This is a genomic window from Deferrisoma sp., from assembly GCF_054681715.1.
On record NZ_BAAHFQ010000042.1, the window covers coordinates 1 to 23,925 of the forward strand.

Below are 23,925 nucleotides of genomic sequence, written 5' to 3' on the forward strand. Positions count from 1 at the left end.
CCTTGAGGTTCACGAAAAACTGGGAGGTCGCGCTGTCCACGACCATGGTGCGGGCCATGGCGACGGTGCCCCGCCGGTTCGAGAGCCCGTTGGTGGCCTCGTTGGGGATCGGCGGATGGGTGGGCTTGGGCTGGAGATCCGCCGTGAGCCCCCCGCCCTGGATCACGAATCCCGGGATCACCCGGTGGAACACGGTGCCCGCGTAAAACCCCTCCCTCACGTACCGGAGGAAGTTTTCCACCGTCCGCGGGGCCTTGTCGGGGTAAAGCTCCAGCACGATCGTCCCTTTCGAGGTCCGAAGCGCCACCCGGGGGTTCTCCCCCGCGGCTGCGGCCCCGGCAACCATGAGGGCCCCCACGAGCAAGCTCACCAGCCGTTTCATCGGTCGTCCCTCCTCCTGCGAATCCGTTACTGAGACCAGCGAAAGTATTGTCAGATCCCCGTCGTTGTTGCGGCAACCCGCGGGTGGGGGCTGGTGGAGAGCCGGGTGCGGCCCCTTACCTCGCCGCGCCCCCACCACGCCTGGATTGCTTTGGAGGCTCCATGGGCCGCGAGGCGCGGCCTTTTTGCAAAAACAATAACTTCCGCCTCGGCCACACGGTGCGCCGCAGCCGCCTGGACCACGGGACCGAAGACCGCGAGACCGGCGACCGTGGACCGAAGTTACTTGGAAGGCTCCATGGGCCGCGAGGCGCGGCCTTTTTGCAAAAACAATAACTTCCGCCTCGGCCACACGGTGCGCCGCAGCCGCCTGGACCACGGGACCGAAGACCGCGAGACCGGCGACCGTGGACCGAAGTTACTTGGAAGACCCGGAACCTCCGCCACCGAGGCCCCGACCCACCGGCCTGGCAACGGCATGAGAAGGCGCGGCAATCGAGTACCGCCCCCGCACCCGGCCGGAAGCAGGCGCCATGCCCTCGCGATGTCCTTACGCGCCTGTATTGACGCCGGGTTCATGGCAACCGCCGCTACTCCGTCCCGGGGCCCACGAGCAGCCAGGACGCCAGGGCGAACCGGCCCGTCGCCCGCTCCCGGGCCGACACGAGGACCCGGTTGATCCGCCGGGTCAGCCGAAACCCCGGCGCTTCGAACCGCCCCGTCGCGGCGTCGTATCGCGCATCGAGCCGCCCGGCCTCGCTGACGAACAGATTGACCCCCGGCTCGTACCGTTCGGGCTCCACGAGGCGTCCCGCAAACCGGGGAACGTCGGCTGCCGCGAGGGGGCCCGGCGGCGGCTCCAGGTCGCGGAGCAGCAGGGCGCCGTAGGTCATTCGTTCCTGGAAGGTCCCCAGGTCCGCCAGGGAGCCCACCACGGCGAACCGGGGAATCCGAAACGGGTCCCCGCCCGGCGGCACGGCCCCGGGGTCCTGGGTGAAGCCCAGCCGAAACCCCAACTCGCGACAGGCCTCCAGCACGGCGGGGCCGTACTCGCCGTACGGGTACGCGACCCACCGGGGCTCGAGGCCGTGGGCCTGAAATCGTTCCGCCGAGCGGGCGAACTCCACCCTCACCCGGCTTCGATACTCCTCGGAGGCCTCGCCGTCCCGGGGGCGCCCGAGCCGCAGGTGCCGGTGACCGTGCACCCCGAACTCCACCCCCTCCCGGGCGAGCCCCTCCACCTCTTCCCAGGTGAGATAGTCGGAATACCCATCATCAAGGGCCCGGGTGGGAAGAAACACGGTGAACGGGTACCCGAACTCCCGGAGGACCGGCCAGGCCGTCTCGAGAACGCTCCGGTACCCGTCGTCGAACTGGAGGACCACCGGTTTGGGGGGAAGGAGGCGGCCGTCCAGGAGGTGGGCTTCCAGGTCCCGGGTCGAGACCACGGTGAACCCGTTGTCCCGGAGCCACTCCATCTGGGCCCGAAACGCCTCGACGGTTACGTTGGTCGTCGGATACCGGCCGTCCCCCACCCGGTGGTAGAGGAGGATCCGTACGGGTTCTTCGGGAACCGGCGTGGCGCCTCCGGCCGCTGCGAACCCCAGATGGATCGCCATGGCTCCGAGAACCCACGAGAAGAACCAGCGCCCGCCCGGCCGTCCCCTCATGCGTCGGCGCTGCCCCCCCTCTCGCCGGCCGCGGTGCGCACGCCCAGCAGGGCCTCCTCCACCGACTCGGGCGAAAGGCGCACCAACTCCGCGCCGCTGTACCGATGGAGCCGGTTGTGCCGCATCACGGCCAGCACCTCCTCCACGTACGCCTCCCGCCGGACCGAGTACCGGAGAAGGCCCCAAGCCAGGATGTCCGGGTCGGGGTCCCGGCCCTTGGCCCGGGCCCGGGCCCGTAGAGCACGGAACTCCTCGTAAGCCCACAGGGTATTCAGGTTGCGCAGGTACCCCTCCACCGCCTCGCCCAGTCCGGGGAACGCCGCCACGGCGTACCGGGCCCCCTCGGGCCGGTCCCGGGGCGCCATGCCCGCATCGGACCGGAACACCCACTGCCCGAACAGCGCGTTCCCCTCCACGGCGAACCGGGAGGTTCCCCACGCCGACTCCAGCGCGGCCTGCGCCACGGCCAGCGGAACGGGCACTTCATCCACCCGGACCAGGAGTTCGCGCACCACGGGTTCGGGCGCTTCCCGCAACTCCGCTGCGCCGGTTTTCACCCGGTACCGCCTCGCGAGATCGAGCAAGAAGATCGTTCCGACCTCGGTAAGCGGTTCCCCTTGCTCGAGGCGTTTGGCCAGGGCGATGAGCGACCGGCGCTCGGCCCGCACCCCCTGGTTCGCGGCGACCACGTGGGGGATCACCGCCCTTACGAACAGGTCTTTCCGCCGGACCGGCGGCAGCCGGTCGAGCCCGGGGGGTAGAGACGCCGGTGCCACGTTGGGGACCTCGCCCGGCTCCACCTCGGCCCACACCCGATCGAGCACCGACTCCAACTCGCCCACCGTGCGGGGATCGAACAGCACGAGCCCGCCCGGCTTGGGATCGGGTCGGTTCGGCAGAGCCCCCACGGGGCTGCGGTCGGCGGGGGAAAGGGAAACGGCGAGAGGAAGGAGTGCGAGAACCGCGGCCAGAAATTTCCCGGCCGTGGCCAGGATGGTTCGACTCGGAGGTTGGGCTTCGCCCGTCTCCATGGTTTTCCTCCCTCCGGGGCCGCACGCAGACGGCCCCGCAACGGGAATCACTGCACAGGGATCGAAAATCTGACCGTCCTTCATAATCCTTGGTCGCCCCCAAAGTCAAATCGAAACCGGCTTCGCGGGCGGGCACTCCCACCCCGGCGGGTCCCCCCGGAAAACTCCTTGACTTCTGCCCCGCTGTCGGGTATGAATGCGCCCCCTCGATAAACCGGGCGTTTAGGAATCATAAACAAACGCCCGGTTTACGAACTTTAAACCCAAGGGGCCGAGCGCTTTGAAAATCGGCGAGAAATTACGAAGGCTTCGGCTGCAGGCTGGCCTCACACAAGAGGACCTGGCCAACCGTGCCGATCTCACGAAAGGGTTCATCTCGCAACTCGAAAACGACGCAACCTCGCCGTCGATCGCCACCCTCCAGGACCTCCTGAACGCCCTCGGGGTGACCCTGGGGGAGTTTTTCCGGGAAGACGGCGACCGCGAGGAGCCGGTGGTGTTCCGGAAGGAAGACCGGGTCCCGTCCGGGGAGTCGGAGGAGGGGTTCCTCCTGAGCTTCCTGATTCCCCGGGCCCACCGCCACCTCATGGAGCCCGTGCTCGTGGAACTCGAACCCGGAGCCTCCACCGAGCCCATCGAGGGGCACGAGGGCGAGGAGTTCGGGTTCGTCCTCGCGGGGCAGGTGGACGTGCACCTGGGCGACAGGGTCCACCGGGCTCGCAAGGGCGACTGTTTCTACTACACGGCCGATCGGAGGCACTGGCTCGCGAACACCGGCAAACGGCCGGTGCAGGTGCTTTGGGTGGCGAGCCCCCCCAGCTTCTGACCCGGCCGACCGTACCGCTGGCCGTTTCTCCAGCACAGAGGAGGTGAGTACGGTGATCCAGAACCTCGGCAGACACATCCTCGGCGAGTACTACGGGTGCGACCCGGACATCCTGAACGATACGGAACGCGTGGAACGGTTCATGAAGGAGGCCGCCGCCGTGAGCGGGGCCACCATTGTCCAGAGCGTGTTCCACCACTTCAGCCCCCACGGCGTGAGCGGGGTGGTGGTGATCTCCGAAAGCCACCTGGCGATCCATACGTGGCCCGAGTACGGGTACGCGGCGGTGGACCTGTTCACCTGCGGCGACTCCGTGAACCCGTGGGTTGCCCACCAGTACCTGGCCGAGAAACTCGGGGCCCAGCGCACCGAGACCCGGGAGGTGCCCCGGGGCGTCCTGGACGTGGACGGCCCCCTGCGCCACAAACCCGTGGCCGTTGCCGTGTAGAAACTCCGATGCTCATCCCGACTCCCACCCGATACTTCCTGGTGTCGGGCCACGCCGAGGGCTACATGGAGCTCAACGCCTTTGACGCGGCGCTTTTGGACGCGGGCATCGGCAACACGAACCTGGTCAAGATGTCGAGCATCCTCCCGCCGGGGTGCCAACCCATGGAGCCCGCGCGGCTTCCCCCCGGCGCCCTGGTGCCGGTGGCCTACGCCGCCATCACCTGCTCGGTGCCCGGGGAGATCATATCGGCCGCCGTGGCGGTGGCCGTCCCCGAGGATCCGGCCCAGCCCGGACTGATCATGGAGTACTCGGCGTACGGCCGTGCCGACATCACCCGGGAGATCGTGACCCGGATGGCCCAGGAGGGCATGAAAACGAGGGGCCAGGCGATCAAGGAGATCGTCACGGCCGAGGCGGAACACAAGGTGGAAAACAAGGGCGCCGCGTTCGCCGGCGTCGTGCTGTGGGAGAAGGAGAAATGACGCAACCGGTTGACCTTTGGTTTCGGGAAGTCCACAGGGAGGGCTACGCCATCGGGGTCCGGGTGACCGGGTACCCCTACTCCGGCGAGAGTCGGTACCAGAAGATAGACGTCGTGGACACGGCCCTCATGGGCAAGGTGCTTCTTCTGGACGGCATCTTCATGCTGACCGAGAAGGACGAGTTCATCTACCACGACATGCTCGTGCACGTGCCGCTCTTCACCCACCCCAACCCCCGTTCGGTGCTCATCATCGGCGGTGGCGACGGCGGAAGCGCCCGGGAGGCCCTGCGGCACCCCACGGTGGAACGGGTGGACATGGTGGAACTGGACGAGAAGGTGGTGGAGGTGTGCAAAGAGTACTTCCCCACCCTCACCTGCTCGCTCGACGACCCCCGGCTCACCATCCGCTACGAGGACGGGATCGAGTTCGTGAAGGGCAAAGCAGGGCAGTACGACGTGGTGATCGTGGACTCCACCGACCCCATCGGCCCGGCCGTGGGGCTGTTCAGCAAGTCCTTCTACGCCGACTGCCACCGAGCGCTCCGGGACGACGGCGTCCTCACGGCCCAGATCGGGTCGGTGTTCTTCGACGGGAAGGAGATCCGGAACATTCTGGGGAACCTGAAGGCGTCGTTCCCCTGGGTCCGGCCCTACATTGCCTCGGTGCCCACGTATCCCGGAGGGGCCTGGTCGTTTGGGTTCGCGAGCAAGGGCCCCAACCCGCTGGACGGCCCGGACGCCAAACGGGTCGCGGCCATGGATGGGGGATTCCGGTACTACAACCCGGAGATCCACACCGCCTGCTTCACGCTGCCCACCTACTTTCGCGAGGCGATCGGCGGATGAACCTCCGGGCCAAGGGTTATCTGGAATGCGAGGGCGCGCCGGGCGCGCCCTTTTCGCTTCTAGGGATTCCCTTCGACGGCACCTGCTCGTTCCGGCCCGGCACCCGGTTCGGCCCGGGGGCGATCCGGGAGGCCTCCTGGGTCCTGGAAACCTACTCCCTCGCCCTGGACCTCGATCTGGACGGGACGAAGGTGGCCGACCTCGGGGACCTGGACCTGGCCGGGCCCGACCCCTGGGCCGAGATCGGGGAGGCGGCCCGGGAGGTTCTGGCGACGGGCACCCGCCTTCTCGCCCTTGGGGGCGAGCACTCCGTGACTCCGCCCCTGGTGGCGGCCCACCTGGAACGGCACCCGGACCTCGCGGTGTTCCAGTTCGACGCCCATGCGGATCTCAGACCCGAGTACCTGGGCGAGGCCCGTTCCCACGCCTGCGCGGTGCGCCGCTGCCTCGACCTCCTGCCGCCCGAACGGGTCGCCCAGTTCGGCATCCGCTCGGGCACCCGGGAGGAGTTCGGGTGGATGCGGGAGCACGGAACCCTGTTCCCGGCCGATCCCGAGGGGATCCGGCGCGCCCTCGATCGCGCGGGCGGTCCCCTGTACCTCTCGGTGGACCTGGACGTGTTCGACCCGGCCCACCTCCCCGGCACCGGCACCCCGGAACCCGGGGGCATCACCTACCGGGAGTTCGAGGCCTGTTTGCGAGCGATCCGGGACTCCGACCGGCCGATCGTGGGGGCCGACGTGGTGGAGCTCTCCCCCGGGTGGGACCCCACGGGGAAGAGCGCGGTACTGGCCGCCAAGGTGGTGCGGGAGATTCTTCTCCTGATGGGGGCCGGGCGCTACGTCCCGCTGGGACGCTAGGACGCTAAAACCATTTGTGATTCCAGATCGCTAGGCTTCCCCAACCTGTGGGAGCGGCTGCCGTATCGGGGGTCAGAATTCAGAGGACAGAACCCCCTGTCCTCTGTCTTCTGTCCTCTGGCACCTGACACGGTCGCCGCTCCCACCCCCGAACCCTGACTCGGAGGTTATTGCTCCGGCGGCTAAATAGGCACGGTCCGGGGCGTGGGGCCTGCTGGAGCGCCGGGCGTGGCTCCTACCGTAGCAGGATGCCGCACTCCCGCACGAACGGAAGCGGCCCCCACCCGCCCCACGAAGGTACTTTCGCGGTGCTTCGTGGAGGTTCGTTGGGGCTCGCCGCGCTAACCGGGCCTGACCTTCTCGAGCGCCTCGCCGAGCCGCCCCGGGTCCACCCCCGGGACCTCCCCCGGGTCCTCCCCCGCCCACGAGCGCACGACTGCACGCCGCACGGCCCGCAGGCGCGCGTCCAGCTCGGGCGCCGGCAGGAGCACCGGCAGATCCCAGGCCTGGGCGGCGAGCTCCCGAACCCGGTCCCCGCACCGCCGGAACGCCTCGGCCAGGACCACGTCCGAGGGGGCTAGTTGCCGGCGGGCGGCCGTCTGGACCGCCCCGAGGGCCCCGAGAATGATGAAGTGCTCCACGTGGAACAGAAGACCCCGGGTGGCCGCCTCCTCCGGGTCGAGGCCGAGATCCGCCGCGAGCGACCGGAACACCCGGCCGAGCGCGAGCGATAGATCGTTGAGCCACCCGGCGTGGCGGCGAAACGGGCCCGCGTTGAGCACCCGGGCCCTCAGGTGGGCCGTGATCAGGAGACCCCGCACGGGGTGAAGCCCCAGGCGGATCACCGCGTCCCTCACGCCCTTGGCCGGCGCCCGGAATCCGTAGAAGGCGCTGTTCGCCGCCCGGAGCACCTCGAGGCTGAGGGAGGGGTCCTGCTCGAGCACCTCGACGTACCGCCCCACCGGCGGGTCTCCCTCGGCCAGGAGACGCGACACCTCCACCGCCGCCCGGGGCAGCACCGGAACCTCGAGGCGCTTTCCGTTCACTAGCTTGAGCACCCCCGCGAGGAACCGGCGGTCGTCTTCCCCCAGGTCGTGCAGGGCCACCGCGTCCGGGGGGTCGTCAAGGAACGTGAGAAACCCCACCGCTTCGGCGGCGGGCCCGGTTCCCTCTTCCTTCGGGGCTTCGGCCCCGGGGGCTGCCCCCCGCGCCCGGGACGGAGGGGCCGCCGGGCCCCGGGTCTCCGGTTCCTTCCCCGTTCCGAACAGCCACCGCTTGATCCACCGCCACATGCCCGACCCCTCCTTCCCACGGGTGATCTCCCCCCTCGTTTCGGCCGCCCGCCCGCTCCCCTTTACCCCTTGGCCGGCCCCCCTCCCTGTGATAGTTTGCCGCCGCCAAACCCGAAGGCCCGGCGGCCCGGAGGCCGAACCGCCAACCGCCCAGCCAGAAAAGGAGGTCTTATGCCGTTCCACGTCGTCGACCACCCCCTCGTCCGCCACAAACTGGGAATCCTTCGCCGCTCGGACACCAGCACCTCGAAGTTCCGGGACCTCACCCGGGAGATCACGAACCTCCTGACCTACGAGGCGTTCCGGAACCTGGAGATGGAGCGGATCACGGTGGAGGGCTGGGCCGGGCCGGTGGAGGTGGAGAAACTCTCCGGCAAGAAGGTCGCCGTGGTGCCGATCCTCCGGGCCGGCATCGGCATGCTCCAGGGGGTGCTGGACCTCATCCCCGCAGCCCGGGTGAACGTGGTGGGGCTCTACCGCAACGAGGAAACCCTGGAGCCGGTGCGCTACTACCGCAAACTCTCCCAGGACCTGGCCGAGCGGCTCGCCGTGATCCTCGACCCCATGCTCGCCACCGGGAACTCCCTGATCGCCACGATCGACATGCTCAAGGAGGCCGGGTGCACCGACCTGCGGGCGATCTGCCTCGTGGCCGCGCCCGAGGGGGTGGCGAACGTGGAGCGCCACCACCCCGACGTGGAGGTGTTCGCGGCGAGCCTCGACGAGCGCCTGAACGACCAGGGCTACATCCTGCCCGGCCTCGGGGACGCCGGAGACCGCCTGTTCGGAACGAAGTAGATCCGCCCCCCTTCCCTTCACGGAGGACGCCATGCTTCGGGACCTGATCCTCGGTGTGCAGATGCTGTTCGTGGCCTTCGGGGCCCTCACGCTGGTGCCGCTCCTGACGGGGCTGGACCCGTCGGTGGCGCTCTTCACCGCCGGGGTGGGCACCCTGATTTTCTATTTCATCACCCAGCGCAAGGTGCCGGTGTTCCTGGCGAGCTCCTTCGCGTTCATCGCCCCGATCCAGATCGCCGCCAAGGAGTGGGGCATCCCGGTGGCCCTGGGAGGCCTGTTCGCGGCCGGGTTCGTGCACATGGCCATGAGCCAGGTGATCCGGGTGAAGGGGGTGGAGTTCATCGACCGGGTGCTGCCCTCGGTGGTGGTGGGGCCCGTGATCATGAACATCGGATTGGCGCTCGCGCCGGTCGCGGTGGACATGTCGAGCAAGCACTGGCCCCTGGCCCTCCTGAGCCTGGTGGTGGCCGTCGTCGTCGCGGTGTGGGGCCGTGGGATGCTGGCCCTGATCCCGATCCTCGTGGCCGCCGCCGTTGGGTACGTGGCGGCCCTCCTGACCGGCCACGTGGATTTCACCCCGGTCCGGGAGGCCGCCTGGTTCGCCGTGCCGAACTTCACGTTCCCCGAGTTCCGCTGGGAGGCCATGCTGTTCATGCTGCCGGTGGCCATCGCCCCCATGATCGAGCACATCGGCGACATCTTCGCCGTGGGCAAGGTGGCCGGCCGGGACTACCACCTCGATCCCGGCATCCACCGCACCATGTTCTCCGACGGGCTGGCCACGTCGGTGGCGGCGCTGTTCGGCGGCCCCCCCAACACCACCTACTCCGAGGTCACCGGCGCGCTGGCCCTAATCCGGGTGTTCCGGCCCCACCTCATGGCCATCGCGGCGGTCACCGCGATCGTGCTCGCCTTCGTCGGCAAGCTCGGGGCGCTTCTCAAGACCGTGCCCGTGCCCGTCATGGGCGGCATCCTGATCCTCCTCTTCGGAATGATCGCGGCCGTGGGGGTGCGCACCCTGGTCTCCGCCCGTCCGAACCTAAGCGCCACCCGCAACCTCGCGATCATCGCGATCGTCCTCGTGGTCGGGATCGGCGGCGCAACCCTCGAGGCGGGCACGTTCAAGCTCGGCGGCATCGGGCTGAGCGGCGTCGTGGGCGTGCTCCTGCACCTCCTCCTGCCCGGCGCCCCGGAGGAGGAAACCCCGAGCCATATCGTGGACTCGCCCGATCAGGCCGGGGAGTTCACCGACCTTTGATGGCCGGGCGGCCCGGGTGCTAGGCGGCCAAGCCGTTGGTGCCGGGCCCCGTAGTCCCGCACAGAGTACTAAGACCAGCGAAAGTATTGTCAGATCCCCGCCGTTGCAACGGAAACCTGCGGGTGGGGGGCTGGTGGAGAGCCGGGGGCGGCCCCTTACCTCGCCGCGCCGACACCACGCCCGGATCGCTTTGAAAGATCCGGAACGTCCGCCACCGCCGCCCCGCCCTGCCGAGCCGACGACGGCATGGAAAGGCGCGGCGATCGGGTGCCGCACTCGCGCCCGGCCGGAACCAGTCCCCCACCCGCCCCCGGCAATACTTTTAAAGGTATTAGTAACGGAGGGATCGCACCGGCGGGCCTTCGGCCCGTATCGCGGCGTGGACGCCGCTCCCACACTTCGGCCCGACAGACCTTGCACCGCCGAACCCCGGGGCCGGCGGGGAGCTCCTTGCACCCTCGGCGTCCCGGCGTACACTCCCCGGGCACCCCGACCCTCGCCCAGGAGGACGCCGTGAACGACCGCATCGTGGACCCGGTGTGCGGAAAGCCGGTGGAGGATTCGACCCGGGCCCCGCACACCGAGTGCGCCGGGGAAACCGTGTACTTCTGCTCGGCCGCCTGCCGGGAGAAGTTCACGTGTGACCCCGGGAAAAAGCTCTCCGACTACCTCTTCGACCTCATCATCGTGGGGGGCGGCCCCGCGGGCATCTCGGCCGGCATCTACGCGGCCCTCACCGGGCTCGACACCCTTTTTCTCACCAAGAGCCTGGGCGGGCAGGCCTGGGACTCCACGGCCATCGTGAACTACCCCGGGTTCGACCTCATCACGGGCCCGGAGCTGGTGGACCGGTTCCAGAAGCAGCTGTTCGAAAGCCTGAAGCTCTCCCACCAGATCACGGCGGTCACGGCGATCGAGAAGCGCGGCGGCGTGTTCGAGGTCGCCACCGAGGACGGCCCCACGTACCGGGGGAGGACCGTGCTCCTGGCCACGGGCATGAAACGCCGGCGCCTGGGGATTCCCGGGGAGGAGGAGTTCCGGGGGCGCGGGGTGCTGGAGTTTCACGCCCTTTCGGCGGGCCGGTACGCCGGCACCGAGGTGGCGGTGGTGGGCGGGGGGAACTCCGCGGCCCAGGCGGCCCTGGGGCTGGCCGAGGCCGGGGCCAGGGTCACCCTGGTCACCCGGACCTACCGGGCCGACGAGTATCTCAAGGAGAAGGTGGCCGCCACCGAGGCCATCGTGGTGCTCCAGAACCGGGATCCCCTGCGCATCGAGGGCGCCGAACGGGCCGAGGTGCTCGTGGTGCGAAACCAGGACAACGGGGCCGAGGAGGTGCTGCCCGTGGAGGCCATCTTCGTGGAGATCGGCCTCGTGCCCAACAGCGACCTGGTGCGCGACCTTGTGCACGTGAACGAGCGGGGCGAGGTGGAGATCGACGGCAACTGCCGCACGGGCCTCCCGGGGCTCTACGCCGCCGGCGACGTGACGAACACCTTCGGCAAGCGCATCCTGATCGCCGCCGGCGAGGGGGCCAAGGCGGTGCTGGCGATCGAGCGGTTTTTGAAAAACCGGCGGTAGGAGACGGGGACCCAAGGGATGATAGGGGGGACCGCGACAGAACCGTGCGGCGGCGCGCAAGCGGGCAGATGGGGCAACCCTGCGGATCCGGGGGCGTCGACGGAGCGCGACGCCCGAGCAGCGAGGGCCGCCCGGCTCAAGGGGAGCGGCCGCGGCGCGTGCCCTCACGCGCCGCAGCGGACCGAGCCGAGGCGGCCCCTGCGAGGGCGTCAGCGAAGGCGACGTCCCCGGATCCGCTCCCGGCAGACCGTGTGGCCCCCTCAGCCTAGCCGCCCAGCCGCCTAGCCGCCCAGCGGGCAACCCTTCCCCAGTCGAACAGCGGCCCCGGGTCCCGCTTGCGGCCCGGGGCCACGTGTTCGTGGCCCACGATCCGCTCGGGCCGGATCCGGGGGTGGGCGGCCCGCAGTTCTTCGAGTACGCGAAAGAGGGTCTCGTACTGCGCCTCGGTGTACGGGGTGACCTCGTCCCCCTCGAGCTCGATGCCCACCGAGAACCGGTTCACGTCGGGCACCCCATCGAGGGCGCTTTCGCCCGCGTGCCAGGCCTTTCGGTCCGTGTCCACGAACTGGGTGAGTCGCCCTTCGCGGTCGATCAGGAAGTGGGCCGACACCCGAAGGTGGCAGATCTCCCGGAAGTAGGGGTGGGCCTCGGGGTCGAGGCGGTTTTGGAAGAAGGCCTCCACGTGGCCGCCGCCGAACTCCCCCGGGGGCAGGCTGATGTGGTGGAGCACCACGGCGTCCACCTCCCACCCCTCCCGGTCCGAGCAGTTGGGGCTCGGCACCCACCGGGCCCAGGGCACGATCATCGCCCTCCCCCCTCGCCCGCGGCCCTGGGGTCGAGCCGGTCCCGGAGCACGTCGCCCAACACGTTGATCCCGAGCACCGCCACGAGGATCGCCAGCCCCGGGAAAAGCGCGAGATGGGGCGCGAAGAGGAGGTAGTCCACCCCCTGGCTCAGGAGCGCGCCCCAGGTGGGCACGTCCTGGGGCCCCAGGCCCAGAAACGACAGGGTGGACTCGGCCAGGATCGTGCCGGCCAGCGAAAACGTGGCCTGCACGGCCAGCACCCCCACCAGGTTCGGCAGGAGGTGCCGGGCCGCGATCCGCACCGGCCCGGCCCCCAGCACCCGGGCCGCGGTTACGAACTCGCGCTCGCGAAGCGAGAGCACCTCGCCCCGGACGAGCCGGGCGAACCCCACCCAGCCCATGGCGCACAGGGCCAGCACCAGGTTAGGCAGGCTGGGGCCCAGCACCCCGGCCAGGGCGATGGCCAGGAGGATGCCGGGAAACGCGAGCAGCACGTCCACCACCCGCATCAGGGCCTCGTCCACCCATCCGCCCCGGTACCCCGCCCACAGGCCCAGGGACGTGCCCACGACGAGGCTTACCCCGACCACCGAAAACCCCACGAGCAGGCTCACCCGGCCCCCGTAGAGGATCCCGGCCAGCACGTCCCGGCCGAGCCGGTCCTGGCCCAGGGGATGGGCCCACGAGGGCCCCTCCAGGCTCCCCTCCAGGTCCAGGGCGGCCGGGTCGGCCGGGGAAACTACCGGCGCCAGCGCGGCCCCGGCGACCAGCGCGAGAAGCCCCAACGCCGCCGCGGCCACGAACACCCGGCCGCCGGGCACCCGCCGGATCCCCTCGAACCAGCCCCTCATCCCCGCACCCTCGGATCGGCCCAGCGGTAGGCCAGGTCCGCCAGGAGGTTCACCCCCACGTACCCGAGGCTGATCACGAGCACGCACCCCTGCACCAGGGGGTAGTCCCGGCCCTGGATCGCCTGGAGCAGAAGCGTGCCAAGCCCGGGCCAGGCGAACACCGCCTCGGTCACCACCGCCCCGGAAAGGAGGGAGCCCAACTGGAGCCCGAGCACGGTGATCACCGGCAGGAGGGCGTTTCGCAGGGCGTGGACCCACAGCACCCGCCCCTCCCCCGCCCCCCGGGCCCGGGCGGCCGTGAGGTACTCGGCCCCCAGCACCTCCACCAGGCTCGACCGGAGCATCCGGGTGAGCATGGCCGCGAGCGCTGTGCCCAGGGTCACGGCCGGGAGCACCAGGCTCCCCGGACCCGCCCGTCCCGACACCGGAAACCACCTGAGGTGCACCGAAAACGCGAGCACGAGCATCGGCCCGAGCCAGAAGTTCGGGATCGACACGCCCAGGAGGCTCGCCACCAGGCTCCCCCGGTCCACGGCCGTGCCCTTGCGGCGGGCGGCCGCCACCCCCAGGGGCACCGCGAGCACCAGGGCCACGGCGAGCCCGGCCGCGGCGAGCTCCACCGTGGCCGGGATCCGGGCCGCCAGGAGCTCGGCCACGGGCTTTCGGTGGAGCAGGCTCCGGCCCAGATCCCCCCGGGCGAGCCCCGCGAGGTAGCGGCCGTACTGCTCGGCCAGGGGCCGGTCAAGCCCGAGCTCGGCCCGCAGGGCCGCCTTGTCGGCGGGGTTCGCGGTTTCCCCGAGCATGACGTCCACGGGATCGCCCGGCACCAGGTGGACGAGCAGGAACACCAGGGTCACCACCCCGAGCACCGTGGGCACCGCGGTGGCCAGGCGCCGCCGGATCATCGCCGCGCCTCCGGCCGCACCCGGGCGAGGCTCGTGTACTCGCCGCCGGGCAGGGGCTCGAACCCCTCGAACCCCCGCCGCAACACCACCACGTTGTCGAGCCACCACAGGCTCACGTACACGCAGTCCCGGGCCACGGCCTCCTGGATCCGGTGGTACAGCGCCAAGCGCCGGTCCGGGTCGGGCTCCCGCCGGCTCTCGTCGATCCACCGGTCCACGTCGGGGTTGCGGTACCGGCCCCGGTTCGCCCCGGCCGGGGGCACCGAGGCCGAGTGGAACAGGTAGTGGAACACGTCCGGGTCCCGGAGCCCGATCCACCGGAGGCTCATGAGCTGGAAGTTCCCCTTTTTCACGTCGGAGAAGAACGTGCCCCACTCGAAGCTTCGCACCTCGACCCCGATCCCCACCCGGCCGAGCTGCTCGGCGATGACCCGGGCCACCTCGTTGGCCGTCTTGTCGGTGGAGGTCTTGTATCCCAGGCGAAACCGAAGGGCCGGGCCGGGGCCGTCGGGGTCGGGATACCCCGCCTCGTCCAGGAGACGGCGGGCCCGGTCCGGGTCGTAGGGGTAGGTGGGCACGTCCGGGTTGTGGGCCCAGTGCTCCGGGGGGAACAGGGTGGTGGCCGGCCGGGCCAGGCCGTCCAGGGCGAACCGGATCAGCGTTTCCCGGTCGATGGCAAGGGCGATGGCCCGCCGCACCCGCACGTCCGAGAGGATCGGGTCCTCCAGGTTGAACCCCAGGTACTGGTACGAGGTGCCCGGGGCCACGATGACTCTGAGATCCGGGTCCTTGCGCAGGAACCGCACGCTGTAGGGCGGCACCGCGTTCTGCAGGAGGTCGAGCCCCCCGGACCGGATCTCCAGGAGCCGGGTCGTGGCGTTCGACACGATGCGAAACACGATCCGCTCGAGGGCCGGGGGCCCGTCCACGTGGTCGGGGAACGCCTCGAGCACGATCTCCTCCCCGGGCCGGAACGCCGCGAGCCGGTACGGGCCGGTACCCACGATCTCGTCCCCCAGGTCGGGCCGGCCCGCCAGGCGCCCGGGCAGCACCCCCCAGGTCAACGCGTTGGGGAACGAGACGTGGAGGCGCTTCAGCCGGAACACCACCGTGCGTTCGTCGGGCGCCTCCACCGAACCCAGGGCCTCCAGGGCGCCGGCCCCGGGGCAGCCGTGGGCCGGATCGGCGATGTAGCGGTAGGTGGCCACCACGTCCCGGGCCGTAACTTTCGTGCCGTCGTGAAACCGCACCCCCTCCCGCAGCATCAATACGTGGGTGAGCGGGTCGGGCTGCTCCCACGACGCGGCCAGGTCGGGCACCAGCCGGCCCGCCGCGTCGGCCTTGAGGAGCCCATGGAACAAGAGCGGCAAGATCCGCACGGCGTGGGCCCCGGCGGCGTACCGGGGATCGAGCGTCCGGGGCGTGGACTCGATCCCCACCCGGAACGCGCCCGGGTGCGCGGCCGGTCGGCTGCACGCGGTGAGCGTCGCGGCCACGGCGAGGGCCACGACCAATCGTCTCCACAGAGTTCCCATGGCATGGTATGGTACCCGGCACCGGGTTTCGGGGGCCAGAGGACAGAGGACAGACGTCAGGAGCATGGCAGCCGCCGCCCCTTAGCCCTATCGGTTCTCGGCACCGGCGGAGGCACCGGCGCCCGACGAAGACCATTCCCGATTCCCCAATCCCCCAAGGAGGTCCCCATGGCGATCGAGGTACGGTTTCCGGGCGGCGTGGCCGTGGACGTGGAGGTCAAGGGCCACGTGATCCATACCGATCAACCCGAGCGGGCGGGCGGGGGCGGCACCGGGCCGTCGCCCTTCGACGTGTTCCTCGCCTCCATCGCGGCCTGCGCGGGCTACTTCGCCCTGCGGTTCTGCCAGGAGCGGAACATCGACACCGCGGGCCTCGGCGTCACCCTCGAGGTGGAGCGGGACCCGGAACGCCACCGGGTGTCGAAGCTCACGACCCGGGTGCGCCTGCCCGAGGGCTTCCCCGAGAAGTACCGGAAGGCCATCGCCCGGGCCGTGGACGAGTGCACGGTGAAACGCCACATCCTGGAACCGCCGGCCTTCGAGACCGTGGTGGAGTAGCCGGCGTCTTGACACCTGGCGGCTGGATTTCGCATCCTCAGGGACCATGATCGCCCAAGACGACGCATCCCCCGACCCTAGTCGCTCCCCCGACTGTCCCCACCCCGAGTGCCCCGGGTGCCCCCTGGGCCGGCTTCCCCTCGAGGAGCAACTGGAGGAGAAGCGCCGGCTCGTGTCCGCCGCCCTGGCCCGGGCCCGCGGAAGGATCGCCCCGGTGGACCCCGTGGTCCCGTCCCCCAACTTCCGGGGTCACCGCGCCGGGGCCAAGCTCGTGTTCGGCCGACGCGGCACCCGGGTGGGCCTGGGCCTTTTCGCCCGGGGATCCCACCGGGTGGTGGACATCCCCCGGTGCCCCGCCCACGCCCGCCCCATCGCCTCGGCCGCCCGGGCCCTCCGGCGGCTGGTGGGGCAAGCGCCGAGCCTCGTGTGGCCCGGCCCCGGCGGCCAGGGGTGGCTCCGGTACGCCGCGTTCCAGGCGAGCCGGTCCGACGGCGGGCTCGTGGTGACCCTCGTGACCCGCACGGCCGAGGGGGAGGGGCCGCTTCGGAGCCTGGCGGCCCGGCTGTGCGAGGCGGAGCCCGCGGTGCGGGGGGTGGCCTGGAACGTGAACCCGAGCCCGGGCAACGCCGTGTTCGGCCCCGAATGGCGGGCCCTCCGGGGCGAGACCCGCATCGCCGAACGGTTTTTGGGGCTCGATCTCCGGGCCTCCCCCGGGTCGTTCCTCCAGGCCAACCGGGAACTGGCCGACGCCGCGTACACCGCCCTCCTCGAATGGCTCGACCCCGGCGCCTCGGACGAACTCCTCGACCTTTACGCCGGCATCGGCGCCACGGCCCTGGCGGCGGCGTCCCGGTGTCGCCGGGTGGTCGGGATCGAGGCGAACCCCCAGGCCGTGGCCGACGCCCGGGAGAACGCAAACCGCCTCGGGATCCCGAACGCCGAGTTCCGCGAGGGGGACGCCGCCGCCGGGGCCTGGGAACTCGTGTCCGAGGGGTTCCGGCCGACGGGCGTGGCCCTGAACCCGGCCCGGAAGGGCGCGGACCCCGGGGTCCTGGAGGCGATCGCCGCCCTCGAGCCCCAGCGGATCGCATACCTCTCGTGCAACCCCGAAACCTTGGCCCGGGACCTCGGGTTCCTCACGGCCCGGGCGCCCTACGCCCTGGTGCGGGCGATCCCCTACGACTTCCTCCCCGGCACCGAGCACGTGGAAACCCTGGCCCTCCTGGAGCGTCGGCGATGACGATCCGGTTCGTGGACGCCCACTGCCACCTGGACCACCTGGCCGAGGCCCATCCCCACCGGATCGGGTGGCTGCGGGACGAGGGAGCGGCCGTGGTGAGCTGGTCGTTCGCCCACCGGGTGGACTCGGTGGCCGACCTGACCGCGTACTGGGAGGCCCAGGTCGCCGCGGTGGAGCGGGCGGCCCAAGGGGGGCTCCCCTGCGCGCTCCTCGTGGGGGTCCACCCCCGGAACATCCCGGACGACCTCGCCCCCGAGCGTCTGGCGGACCTCCTGGTGCCGCTCCTTGACCACCCCCTGTGCCGGGGCATCGGGGAGATCGGGCTCGAGACCGGCTCGGCCCGGGAGCGGGAGGTGTTCGAGGCCCAGCTCGCCCTGGCGCCCGAACTGGAGGCCCGCGACCAGGTGTTCGGGGTCCACACCCCCCGGAACGACAAGGAACGGGTGACCCGGGAGATCCTGGCGGTGCTGCGCGCCCATCCGGCGGCCGCCCGGAGGGCGCTCGTGGACCACACCACCCCGGTCACGGCCCCCTGGGCGCTCGACGAAGGCTACCGGGTGGGCATGAGCCTGAGCCCGGTGAAGAGCTCGGCCGACGACCTCCGCCGGCTCCTCCGGGACCGGCCCGAGGCGGCCGGGCGCCTGTGCTGCAACACCGACTCCGGCACCCGGTTCTTCGACGACCTCTGGCGCCTGGCCCGCGACCCGGGGCCGCCGGCCGAAGCGGCCGACAGGGTGCTGCGGGCCAACGCCCTTTCCTGGTTCCGGCCGGTCGCTCAAGTTCCCGCGCCCGCCTGACGAACAGGGACCCAGGACCCCCCACATCCACGGAGGGAGCCGATGACCCAACCCCGACGCCGACGCCGGTGGCGACGCCTCAAGTACAAGGCCCGGGGGCCGCTTCTCTACGCCCTCGTGTTCGTCTGCGCCCTGGGCCTCTTCCTGGCCGCCCTGCGGGCGCTCACCGTCCCGCCCGAGGAGCAGCCCCGGGAACCCGCCGCCGCGACCCAGCAGGCCCCGTTCCTCCGGTAGATCACCCCTTCCCGCCCCGGTCCCGGTCGAGCAGGGCAGCCCGCACGAGGGTCTTGCGCCCGAACCGCTCTTCCACGGCGTCCCGGGCCCGGGCCGCGGCCCGTCGCCGGTCGGGGGCCCGGGCGAACAGCTCGGGCTGCCAGCCGGCCTCGGATGGCACGAGCCGCCCGGCCTGCACCCCCACGAGCCGCACCCGGCCGCCCCGGGGCCACGGCACCCGCCCCAGCAGGGCCTCGACCGCCCCGAACAGGTCCTCCCCCAGGTCCGTGGGCGGCTCCAGCGCCGCCGCCCGGGTCACGGTGCGAAACGCCTCGTCCCGGAACTTGAGCGTCACCCCCCGGGCCCGGAGCCCGTGGCGCCGCAGCCGGGCCCCCACCCGGTCGCACAGGTCGAGGAGGGCGAGCCGCACCGTCTCCCGGTCGTCCACGTCCTCGGGAAAGGTCATCTCGGCCCCGAGGGATTTGGGCTCCCCGGGCGGCTCCACCGGCCGGTCGTCGAGCCCCCGGGCGAGCCGCCACAGGTCCGCCCCGGCGCTCCCGAACCGGGCCGCCAGGTCCTCCCGCCGCAGCCGCTGGAGATCCCCCACGGTGCGCACCCCGATCCGGGCCAGGGCCTCGGCCGTGCGGGGCCCCACGCCCCAGATCCGGGTGACCGGCAGGGGCGCCAGGAACGCCGCCTCCTCCCCGGGGGGCACCACCACGAGCCCGTCGGGTTTGTCCAGGTCGGAGGCGATCTTGGCCAGGAACTTGTTGGGCGCGACCCCCACCGAGGCGGTGAGGCCCAGTTCACGCCGGATCTCGTCCTTCAGGCGCCGGGCCGCGGCGGGCCCGTCCCCCACCAGGCGCTCGCACCCGGTGAGGTCCAAGAACGCCTCGTCGATGCTCAGGGGCTCCACCCGGTCGGTGTACCGCCCGAACACGGCGAACACCTGCCGGGACACCTCCTCGTACCGGCCGAACCGCGGCCGCAGGTACACGCCCTGGGGGCAGCGCTTCCAGGCCTGGGAGATGGGGAGGGCCGAGCGCACCCCGAACCGCCGGGCCTCGTAGGACGCCGCGGCCACCACCCCCCGGCCCCGGCCCCCCTGGGGGTCGGCGCCCACGATCACCGGTTTGCCCCGGAGCTCGGGCCGGTCGAGCACCTCGACCGACGCGTAGAACGCGTCCATGTCCACGTGGAGGATGGTGCGGGGGCGGCTGGGCTCGGGCATGGCGGGGAGGGGAACGGTCGGGAATCGGGAATGGGGAATGGGGAATGGTTCGCAAGTCCTTTGGCGGCGGGCCCACGCCGGGTCGGCGGCCCTGCGCCTCCCCCTCCCCCCTGCCCCCCTTCCCTCCGGGGGAGGGGGGATTGGAGCCGCCCGGTCCACCGCCCTCTGTCCCCCTCTCCCCCCTCGGGGGGAGAGGGCCGGGGTGAGGGGGGGACTCAGAACCGGTATACCCGGCCCTGTTCGGCCAGGCGCAGGCGGCCCAGGCGGTGGGCGTGCTCGGGCCAGTCGTCGGCATAATGCACCAGGAGGAGCCGCTCGTGCCAGGCCTCGGGCAGGGTCTGGAGCTCGTCCAGGGTGGCGTGGATGTGGGCGCCGTTGGTGACGAACTGGCAGTCGTGGAACACGGCGTCGGCGTCGGCGCCGAAGGCGTCGAGGGTCTTGGGGTGGAACCGGGTGTCGCAGGTCAGGAGCACCCGGCCGCCGGTGGCCCGGTCCTCGAGCCGGAAGCCCCAGCTCGGCCGCCCGGGGACGTGGGGGGTGGGAAACGGGGTCACCCGCACGCTCCCGAGGTCGAAGGCCCCGCCCCCGGCGAGGGCCGTCACCTCGAAGTAGGTCTCCAGCCGCGCCTCGAAAAACCCCTCGTCGCCCCGGAGCCGCTGGCCCATGCCCGCCTCCAGGGCGTGGGGCCAGAGCCAGGGCAGGAGGTTTTCGGGCACGTAGAGCCGGGGCCTGAGGCCCCAGCCGAAGTACCCCGCAAACCCTAGCTCCTCGAGCCCCCCGATGTGGTCGGCGTGGAGGTGGCTCACGAGCACCCGGGGCACGGCCCGGAGCTCCAGGCCCAGGGCGCGCAGGGCCCGGGAGGCCGTGTGGCCGCAGTCCACGAGGAACGGCTCGCCGTCGGCCGGCCGCACGAGGAAGTTCGTCTGGTACAGGGTCTTGGCGAACGCGTCGCCCACCCCCAGGGGCACGATCTCCATGGCGCTCCCGGTGTGCCGGTGCCCGGGCGCCCTTCCGGGGCGCCCGCCGTTTCGCGTACCCATCGGCCGGGTCGCGAAAAGACTTGAGGGGCGGGAGGTCGCCGCCCCTCGGCCGCGCCGCCCCTACCCCTGGGTCCGGCCGTAGTCGTCCTGGAGCCGGACGATGTCGTCCTCGCCCAGGTAGTCGCCGGTCTGGACCTCGATGATCTCCAGGAGCTCGGTGCCGGGGTTCTCGAGCCGGTGCCGCTCCTCCCGGGGGATGTGCACGGTCTGGCCCACCCCCAGGTCCAGGACCTCGTCGCCCCGGGTCACCCGGGCCGTGCCCCGCACCACCACCCACTGCTCGGCCCGGTGGCGGTGGAGTTGCAGGCTCAGCCTCTCCCCGGGGTACACGGCGATCCGCTTCACCTTGAACCCCGGCCCCTCCTCCAGGGTGGTGAACGTGCCCCAGGGCCGGTGCACGGTGCGGTGGAACACGGCCTCGTCCCGGCCCCGGCGGACGAGCTCCTCGGCCACCTTGCGCACATCCTGGCTGCGGTCGCGGCGGCACACCAGCAGGGCGTCGGGGGTGTCCACCACCACGGCGTCCTCCACCCCCACCAGGGCCACCACCTTGTCGCCGGCCCACACCAGGTTCCCGGTGCTGTCCTCCAGGATCGCGGTGCCCCCCACCCGCACGGCGTTTCGGCCGGCGTCGTGTTCGGAGATCTCGTGGAGCGCGGCAAAGCTCCCGAGGTCCGACCACCCGGGATCCACGGGCAGCACGGCCACCCGGTCCGAGCGCTCCATCACCGCGTAGTCGATGGAGATCTTGGGGATCGCGGCGTAGGCGGCCTCGGGGATCTCCCCGCCCGAGCGCACGGCGTCGGCCAGCCCTCGGACCCCGGCGGCCACGTGGGGGGCGTGGCGGTCGAGCTCCTCGAGGATCGTGCCGGCCCGGAACGCGAACATCCCCGAGTTCCAGGAGTACCCCCCCTCGGCCAGGTACCGCTCGGCCGTGGCCCGGTCGGGCTTCTCCACGAACCGGGCCACCTTGCGGAACCCCTCGAACCCCTCCAGGGGCTCCCCGGCCTGGATGTACCCGTACCCGGTCTCGGGCCGGTCCGGGGTGATGCCGAAGGTCACCAGATACCCGGCCGCCGCCACCTCGGCGCCCCGGGCCAGGGCCTCCCGAAACGCGGCCGCGTCGCGGATGGCGTGGTCGGAGGGGAGCACCAGGAGCACCTCGTCGGCCGGGGTGGCCAGGGCCGCCAGGCCCACGGCCGGGGCGGTGTTTCGGCCCACGGGCTCCAGGATCATCCGGCCCCCGGGGTCGATCCCGAGGTCCCGGAGCTGGCGGGCCACCAGGTGGGCCACGTCCCGGGTCGCCACCACGCACAGGTTCTCCCCCACCAGGGGCCGCACCCGCTCCACGGTCTCCTGGAGGAGGCTCCGCTCGCCCGTGAGGGCCAGGAACTGCTTGGGGAACGCCTGGCGGGAAAGCGGCCACAACCGGGTGCCGCTGCCGCCGGCCAGGATCACGGCACGCATGGCAGACTCCTTTTGGGAAGTGGGAATCGGAAATGGGGAACCGACGTGGGCCACAGATGCGCACAGATGGACACAGCGTGTTCCACTGTGCACGCCCTGGCCCGCTTGCACGGGACGTCCCGGTGCCCTGGACGGCTCCCCGGGACGTCTCCGCCGGAAAGGTAGGTCTTTGTTCCCACGAGGCAAGGGACCTAGCCCCGGCCGATCTCCTCCAGGATGAGGTCGGCCATGGCCTCCAGGGGGGCCACCCGGTCCACGAGGCCCGCCTCGGCCACCGACCGGGGCATGCCGTAGACCACGCAGGAGGCCTCGGCCTCGGCCAGGATCCGGCCGCCCCGCTCCTTCACGACCCGGGCGCCCTCGGTGCCGTCATCGCCCATGCCCGTGAGAACCACCCCCAGCACCCCCTCGCCGAACACCTCGGCCGCCGACCGGAACAGCTCGTTCACCGAGGGCCGGTGGAGCCCCTGGGCCGGCTGGGGGTCGAGCCGGGCCGCCACCCGGTCTCCCTCCCGCCGGAACTTGAGATGGATGCCGGCCGGGGCGATGAGGATCGTGCCCGGCTCCACCGGGGTGCCGTCGGTGGCCTCCACCACCGCCAGCGGACACACGGCGTCCAGGTGCTCGGCGAAGAGCCCCGTGAACCCCACGGGCATGTGGACCACCACCGCGACCGGCACCGGGAACCCCTCGGGCAGTTGGGGCAGCAGGAACCGGAGGGCCTGGGGCCCGCCGGTGCTCGCCCCGATCGCCAGGAGCCGGTACCGGCTCGCCGCCGGGGCCGGCACCGCCGCGGGGGCCGGGGCCGGCGCCTCGGGGGCCGGCGGGGCCAGGCGCTCGGGGGCGGCGGCCGCGGCCGCCTTCACCTCGTGCACGAGCTGGGCCTCGATCTCGTAGATCGTGTCGAGCGCGAGCGCCGTGGGCTTTTGCACCAGGGCCACGGCCCCGGCCTCCAGGGCGGCGATGGCCTTCTGGCCCCCCTCGCTCGCGATCGAGCACACCACCACCGGCACCCGGGTTCCCTCGGCCCGCAGGGCCTGGAGGACCCCGATCCCGTCCAGGTTCGGCATGATGAGGTCCAGGGTCACGACGTCGGGCGCCAGGGCCTTGATCTTCTCCAGGGCGTCGAGCCCGTCCCGGGCCGTGCCCACCACCTCGATCGCCGGGTCGGAGCTGAGCATCCGGGTCACCGACTGCCGGACGAAGGCCGAGTCGTCCACCACCAGCACGCGGATTTTTCTGTCCATGTCGGCTCCGTGGGGGGTCGTGAATCGTAAATCGTAAATCGTAAATCGTGAATGGAACTTATGCCCTACGGGTCGGGCGGCCCCGCCGCCCAGCCGCCCAGCCGCCCAGCTGCCCAGCCGCCTAGCTGCCTAGCTGCCTAGCCGCCTAGCTGCCTAGCCGCCCAGCCGCCTCGCCGCCTAGCCGTCCCTCACGTAGAAGAACCAGCCCCCGACCTCTTCCACCCGGAACGGGGTGTCGAACCGGAGCAGGCTCTCCGTGAGCCCCAGGAGCAGCACGCCCCCGGGCCTTAGGGCCCGGTGGAGGGTGGCCACCAGCTTCCGGGTCGTCTCGTCCGAGAAATAGATGAGCAGGTTCCGGCACAGGATCGCGTCCCAGCGGCCCTCGGCCGCGGCCTCCCCGGGATCGAGGGCGTTGGCCCAGAATCGGGATAGGGGCGGCGGAGCATCGGCTCCGCCGACCCCTCCCACACCACCCGGCATGCGGGTCCGCACCGGGCGGTTCGTAAGGTTGAGGTCACGGCGCCAGTTGGGGTAGCCCCAGCCTGGCAAAGAAGCGGTTCG

General features: G+C 71.6%; 25 protein-coding genes. 12 read left to right on the forward strand and 13 right to left on the reverse strand.

The window, feature by feature from the left end; translation table 11 throughout:
• The 3 genes from ACY0I8_RS08165 to ACY0I8_RS08175 all read right to left on the reverse strand — a co-directional run.
• On the reverse strand, positions 1–382 hold a 382-nt coding region (locus ACY0I8_RS08165; RefSeq protein ID WP_461394355.1), incomplete at its 3' end, for a peptidylprolyl isomerase.
• Between the two features lie 589 nt (positions 383–971).
• A complete protein-coding gene (locus ACY0I8_RS08170) occupies positions 972–2,000 on the reverse strand; it encodes a polysaccharide deacetylase family protein (protein WP_459942319.1) in 1,029 nt (342 codons plus the stop codon).
• A gap of 47 nt (positions 2,001–2,047) precedes the next feature.
• A complete protein-coding gene (locus ACY0I8_RS08175) occupies positions 2,048–3,082 on the reverse strand; it encodes a glucosaminidase domain-containing protein (RefSeq protein ID WP_459942320.1) in 1,035 nt (344 codons plus the stop codon).
• A gap of 280 nt (positions 3,083–3,362) precedes the next feature.
• Here ACY0I8_RS08175 and ACY0I8_RS08180 point away from each other — a divergent pair, with 280 nt between their 5' ends.
• Genes ACY0I8_RS08180 through speB form a run of 5 tightly spaced genes read left to right on the forward strand, consistent with a single transcriptional unit; the run spans position 3,363 to position 6,549 of the window.
• Positions 3,363–3,908, forward strand: a complete 546-nt coding sequence (locus tag ACY0I8_RS08180) for a cupin domain-containing protein (protein ID WP_459942321.1) — start codon at positions 3,363–3,365, stop codon at positions 3,906–3,908.
• A gap of 55 nt (positions 3,909–3,963) precedes the next feature.
• Positions 3,964–4,356, forward strand: coding sequence for an adenosylmethionine decarboxylase (gene speD / locus ACY0I8_RS08185; RefSeq protein ID WP_459942346.1), 393 nt, complete (start codon positions 3,964–3,966; stop codon positions 4,354–4,356).
• An 8-nt stretch (positions 4,357–4,364) separates the two neighbouring features.
• Entirely contained in the window at positions 4,365–4,841 is a 477-nt protein-coding gene (locus ACY0I8_RS08190; protein WP_459942322.1) for a pyruvoyl-dependent arginine decarboxylase, read from the forward strand.
• Positions 4,838–5,689, forward strand: a complete 852-nt coding sequence (gene speE, locus ACY0I8_RS08195; protein WP_459942323.1) for a spermidine synthase — start codon at positions 4,838–4,840, stop codon at positions 5,687–5,689. Before ACY0I8_RS08190 ends, speE begins: the two co-directional genes overlap by 4 nt.
• Entirely contained in the window at positions 5,686–6,549 is an 864-nt protein-coding gene (speB, locus tag ACY0I8_RS08200; protein ID WP_459942324.1) for an agmatinase family protein, read from the forward strand. Before speE ends, speB begins: the two co-directional genes overlap by 4 nt.
• 341 nt (positions 6,550–6,890) lie before the next feature.
• On the opposite strand, the gene ACY0I8_RS08205 is transcribed toward speB, so the two are convergent.
• A complete protein-coding gene (locus ACY0I8_RS08205) occupies positions 6,891–7,841 on the reverse strand; it encodes an HDOD domain-containing protein (protein ID WP_459942325.1) in 951 nt (316 codons plus the stop codon).
• A 171-nt stretch (positions 7,842–8,012) separates the two neighbouring features.
• Between ACY0I8_RS08205 and upp the strand changes: the two genes are divergently transcribed.
• From upp to ACY0I8_RS08220, 3 genes are all read left to right on the forward strand, one after another.
• Positions 8,013–8,639, forward strand: coding sequence for a uracil phosphoribosyltransferase (gene upp / locus ACY0I8_RS08210; RefSeq protein ID WP_459942326.1), 627 nt, complete (start codon positions 8,013–8,015; stop codon positions 8,637–8,639).
• 31 nt (positions 8,640–8,670) lie between these two features.
• Positions 8,671–9,897 carry a uracil-xanthine permease family protein gene (locus ACY0I8_RS08215; protein ID WP_459942327.1) on the forward strand — a complete coding sequence of 409 codons (1,227 nt, stop codon included), beginning with the start codon at positions 8,671–8,673 and terminating at the stop codon, positions 9,895–9,897.
• Between the two features lie 513 nt (positions 9,898–10,410).
• On the forward strand, positions 10,411–11,475 hold the full coding sequence (locus tag ACY0I8_RS08220) for an FAD-dependent oxidoreductase (RefSeq protein WP_459942328.1): 1,065 nt from the start codon (positions 10,411–10,413) through the stop codon (positions 11,473–11,475).
• A gap of 265 nt (positions 11,476–11,740) precedes the next feature.
• Here ACY0I8_RS08220 and ampD read toward each other — a convergent pair whose 3' ends face one another.
• From ampD to ACY0I8_RS08240, 4 genes are read right to left on the reverse strand one after another with little or no spacing between them, the layout of a single operon-like run.
• Positions 11,741–12,280 carry a peptidoglycan recognition protein family protein gene (gene ampD, locus ACY0I8_RS08225; RefSeq protein WP_459942329.1) on the reverse strand — a complete coding sequence of 180 codons (540 nt, stop codon included), beginning with the start codon at positions 12,278–12,280 and terminating at the stop codon, positions 11,741–11,743.
• A complete protein-coding gene (locus ACY0I8_RS08230; RefSeq protein WP_459942330.1) occupies positions 12,277–13,131 on the reverse strand; it encodes an ABC transporter permease in 855 nt (284 codons plus the stop codon). Before ACY0I8_RS08230 ends, ampD begins: the two co-directional genes overlap by 4 nt.
• The gene (nikB, locus tag ACY0I8_RS08235) at positions 13,128–14,036 is read right to left on the reverse strand and encodes an ABC transporter permease (protein WP_459942331.1); all 909 of its coding nucleotides are present in this window, start codon (positions 14,034–14,036) and stop codon (positions 13,128–13,130) included. Before nikB ends, ACY0I8_RS08230 begins: the two co-directional genes overlap by 4 nt.
• The gene (locus ACY0I8_RS08240) at positions 14,033–15,544 is read right to left on the reverse strand and encodes an ABC transporter substrate-binding protein (protein ID WP_459942332.1); all 1,512 of its coding nucleotides are present in this window, start codon (positions 15,542–15,544) and stop codon (positions 14,033–14,035) included. The genes nikB and ACY0I8_RS08240 overlap by 4 nt, the downstream gene beginning before the upstream one ends.
• Positions 15,545–15,739: 195 nt before the next feature.
• On the opposite strand from ACY0I8_RS08240, the gene ACY0I8_RS08245 reads away from it, so the two are divergent.
• From ACY0I8_RS08245 to ACY0I8_RS08260, 4 genes are read left to right on the forward strand one after another with little or no spacing between them, the layout of a single operon-like run.
• Entirely contained in the window at positions 15,740–16,129 is a 390-nt protein-coding gene (locus ACY0I8_RS08245; RefSeq protein ID WP_461394356.1) for an OsmC family protein, read from the forward strand.
• 46 nt (positions 16,130–16,175) lie between these two features.
• Complete coding sequence (gene rlmD, locus ACY0I8_RS08250) at positions 16,176–17,369, forward strand: 23S rRNA (uracil(1939)-C(5))-methyltransferase RlmD (RefSeq protein WP_461394357.1); 1,194 nt, start codon at positions 16,176–16,178, stop codon at positions 17,367–17,369.
• Complete coding sequence (locus tag ACY0I8_RS08255; protein WP_461394358.1) at positions 17,366–18,166, forward strand: TatD family hydrolase; 801 nt, start codon at positions 17,366–17,368, stop codon at positions 18,164–18,166. The genes rlmD and ACY0I8_RS08255 overlap by 4 nt, the downstream gene beginning before the upstream one ends.
• A 42-nt stretch (positions 18,167–18,208) precedes the next feature.
• On the forward strand, positions 18,209–18,400 hold the full coding sequence (locus ACY0I8_RS08260) for a hypothetical protein (RefSeq protein WP_461394359.1): 192 nt from the start codon (positions 18,209–18,211) through the stop codon (positions 18,398–18,400).
• A 1-nt stretch (position 18,401) separates the two neighbouring features.
• Here the strand turns inward: ACY0I8_RS08260 and ACY0I8_RS08265 are convergent, their stop codons facing one another.
• The 5 genes from ACY0I8_RS08265 to ACY0I8_RS08285 all read right to left on the reverse strand — a co-directional run.
• On the reverse strand, positions 18,402–19,610 hold the full coding sequence (locus ACY0I8_RS08265; RefSeq protein ID WP_461394360.1) for a DNA polymerase IV: 1,209 nt from the start codon (positions 19,608–19,610) through the stop codon (positions 18,402–18,404).
• Between the two features lie 215 nt (positions 19,611–19,825).
• Entirely contained in the window at positions 19,826–20,587 is a 762-nt protein-coding gene (locus ACY0I8_RS08270) for an MBL fold metallo-hydrolase (protein WP_461394361.1), read from the reverse strand.
• Positions 20,588–20,710: 123 nt separating this feature from the next.
• Positions 20,711–22,117, reverse strand: coding sequence for a mannose-1-phosphate guanylyltransferase/mannose-6-phosphate isomerase (locus ACY0I8_RS08275; protein WP_461394362.1), 1,407 nt, complete (start codon positions 22,115–22,117; stop codon positions 20,711–20,713).
• 191 nt (positions 22,118–22,308) lie between these two features.
• Positions 22,309–23,364, reverse strand: coding sequence for a protein-glutamate methylesterase/protein-glutamine glutaminase (locus tag ACY0I8_RS08280; RefSeq protein ID WP_461394363.1), 1,056 nt, complete (start codon positions 23,362–23,364; stop codon positions 22,309–22,311).
• A 177-nt stretch (positions 23,365–23,541) separates the two neighbouring features.
• The coding region (locus ACY0I8_RS08285) for a CheR family methyltransferase (protein ID WP_461394364.1) at positions 23,542–23,925 on the reverse strand (384 nt) is incomplete at its 5' end.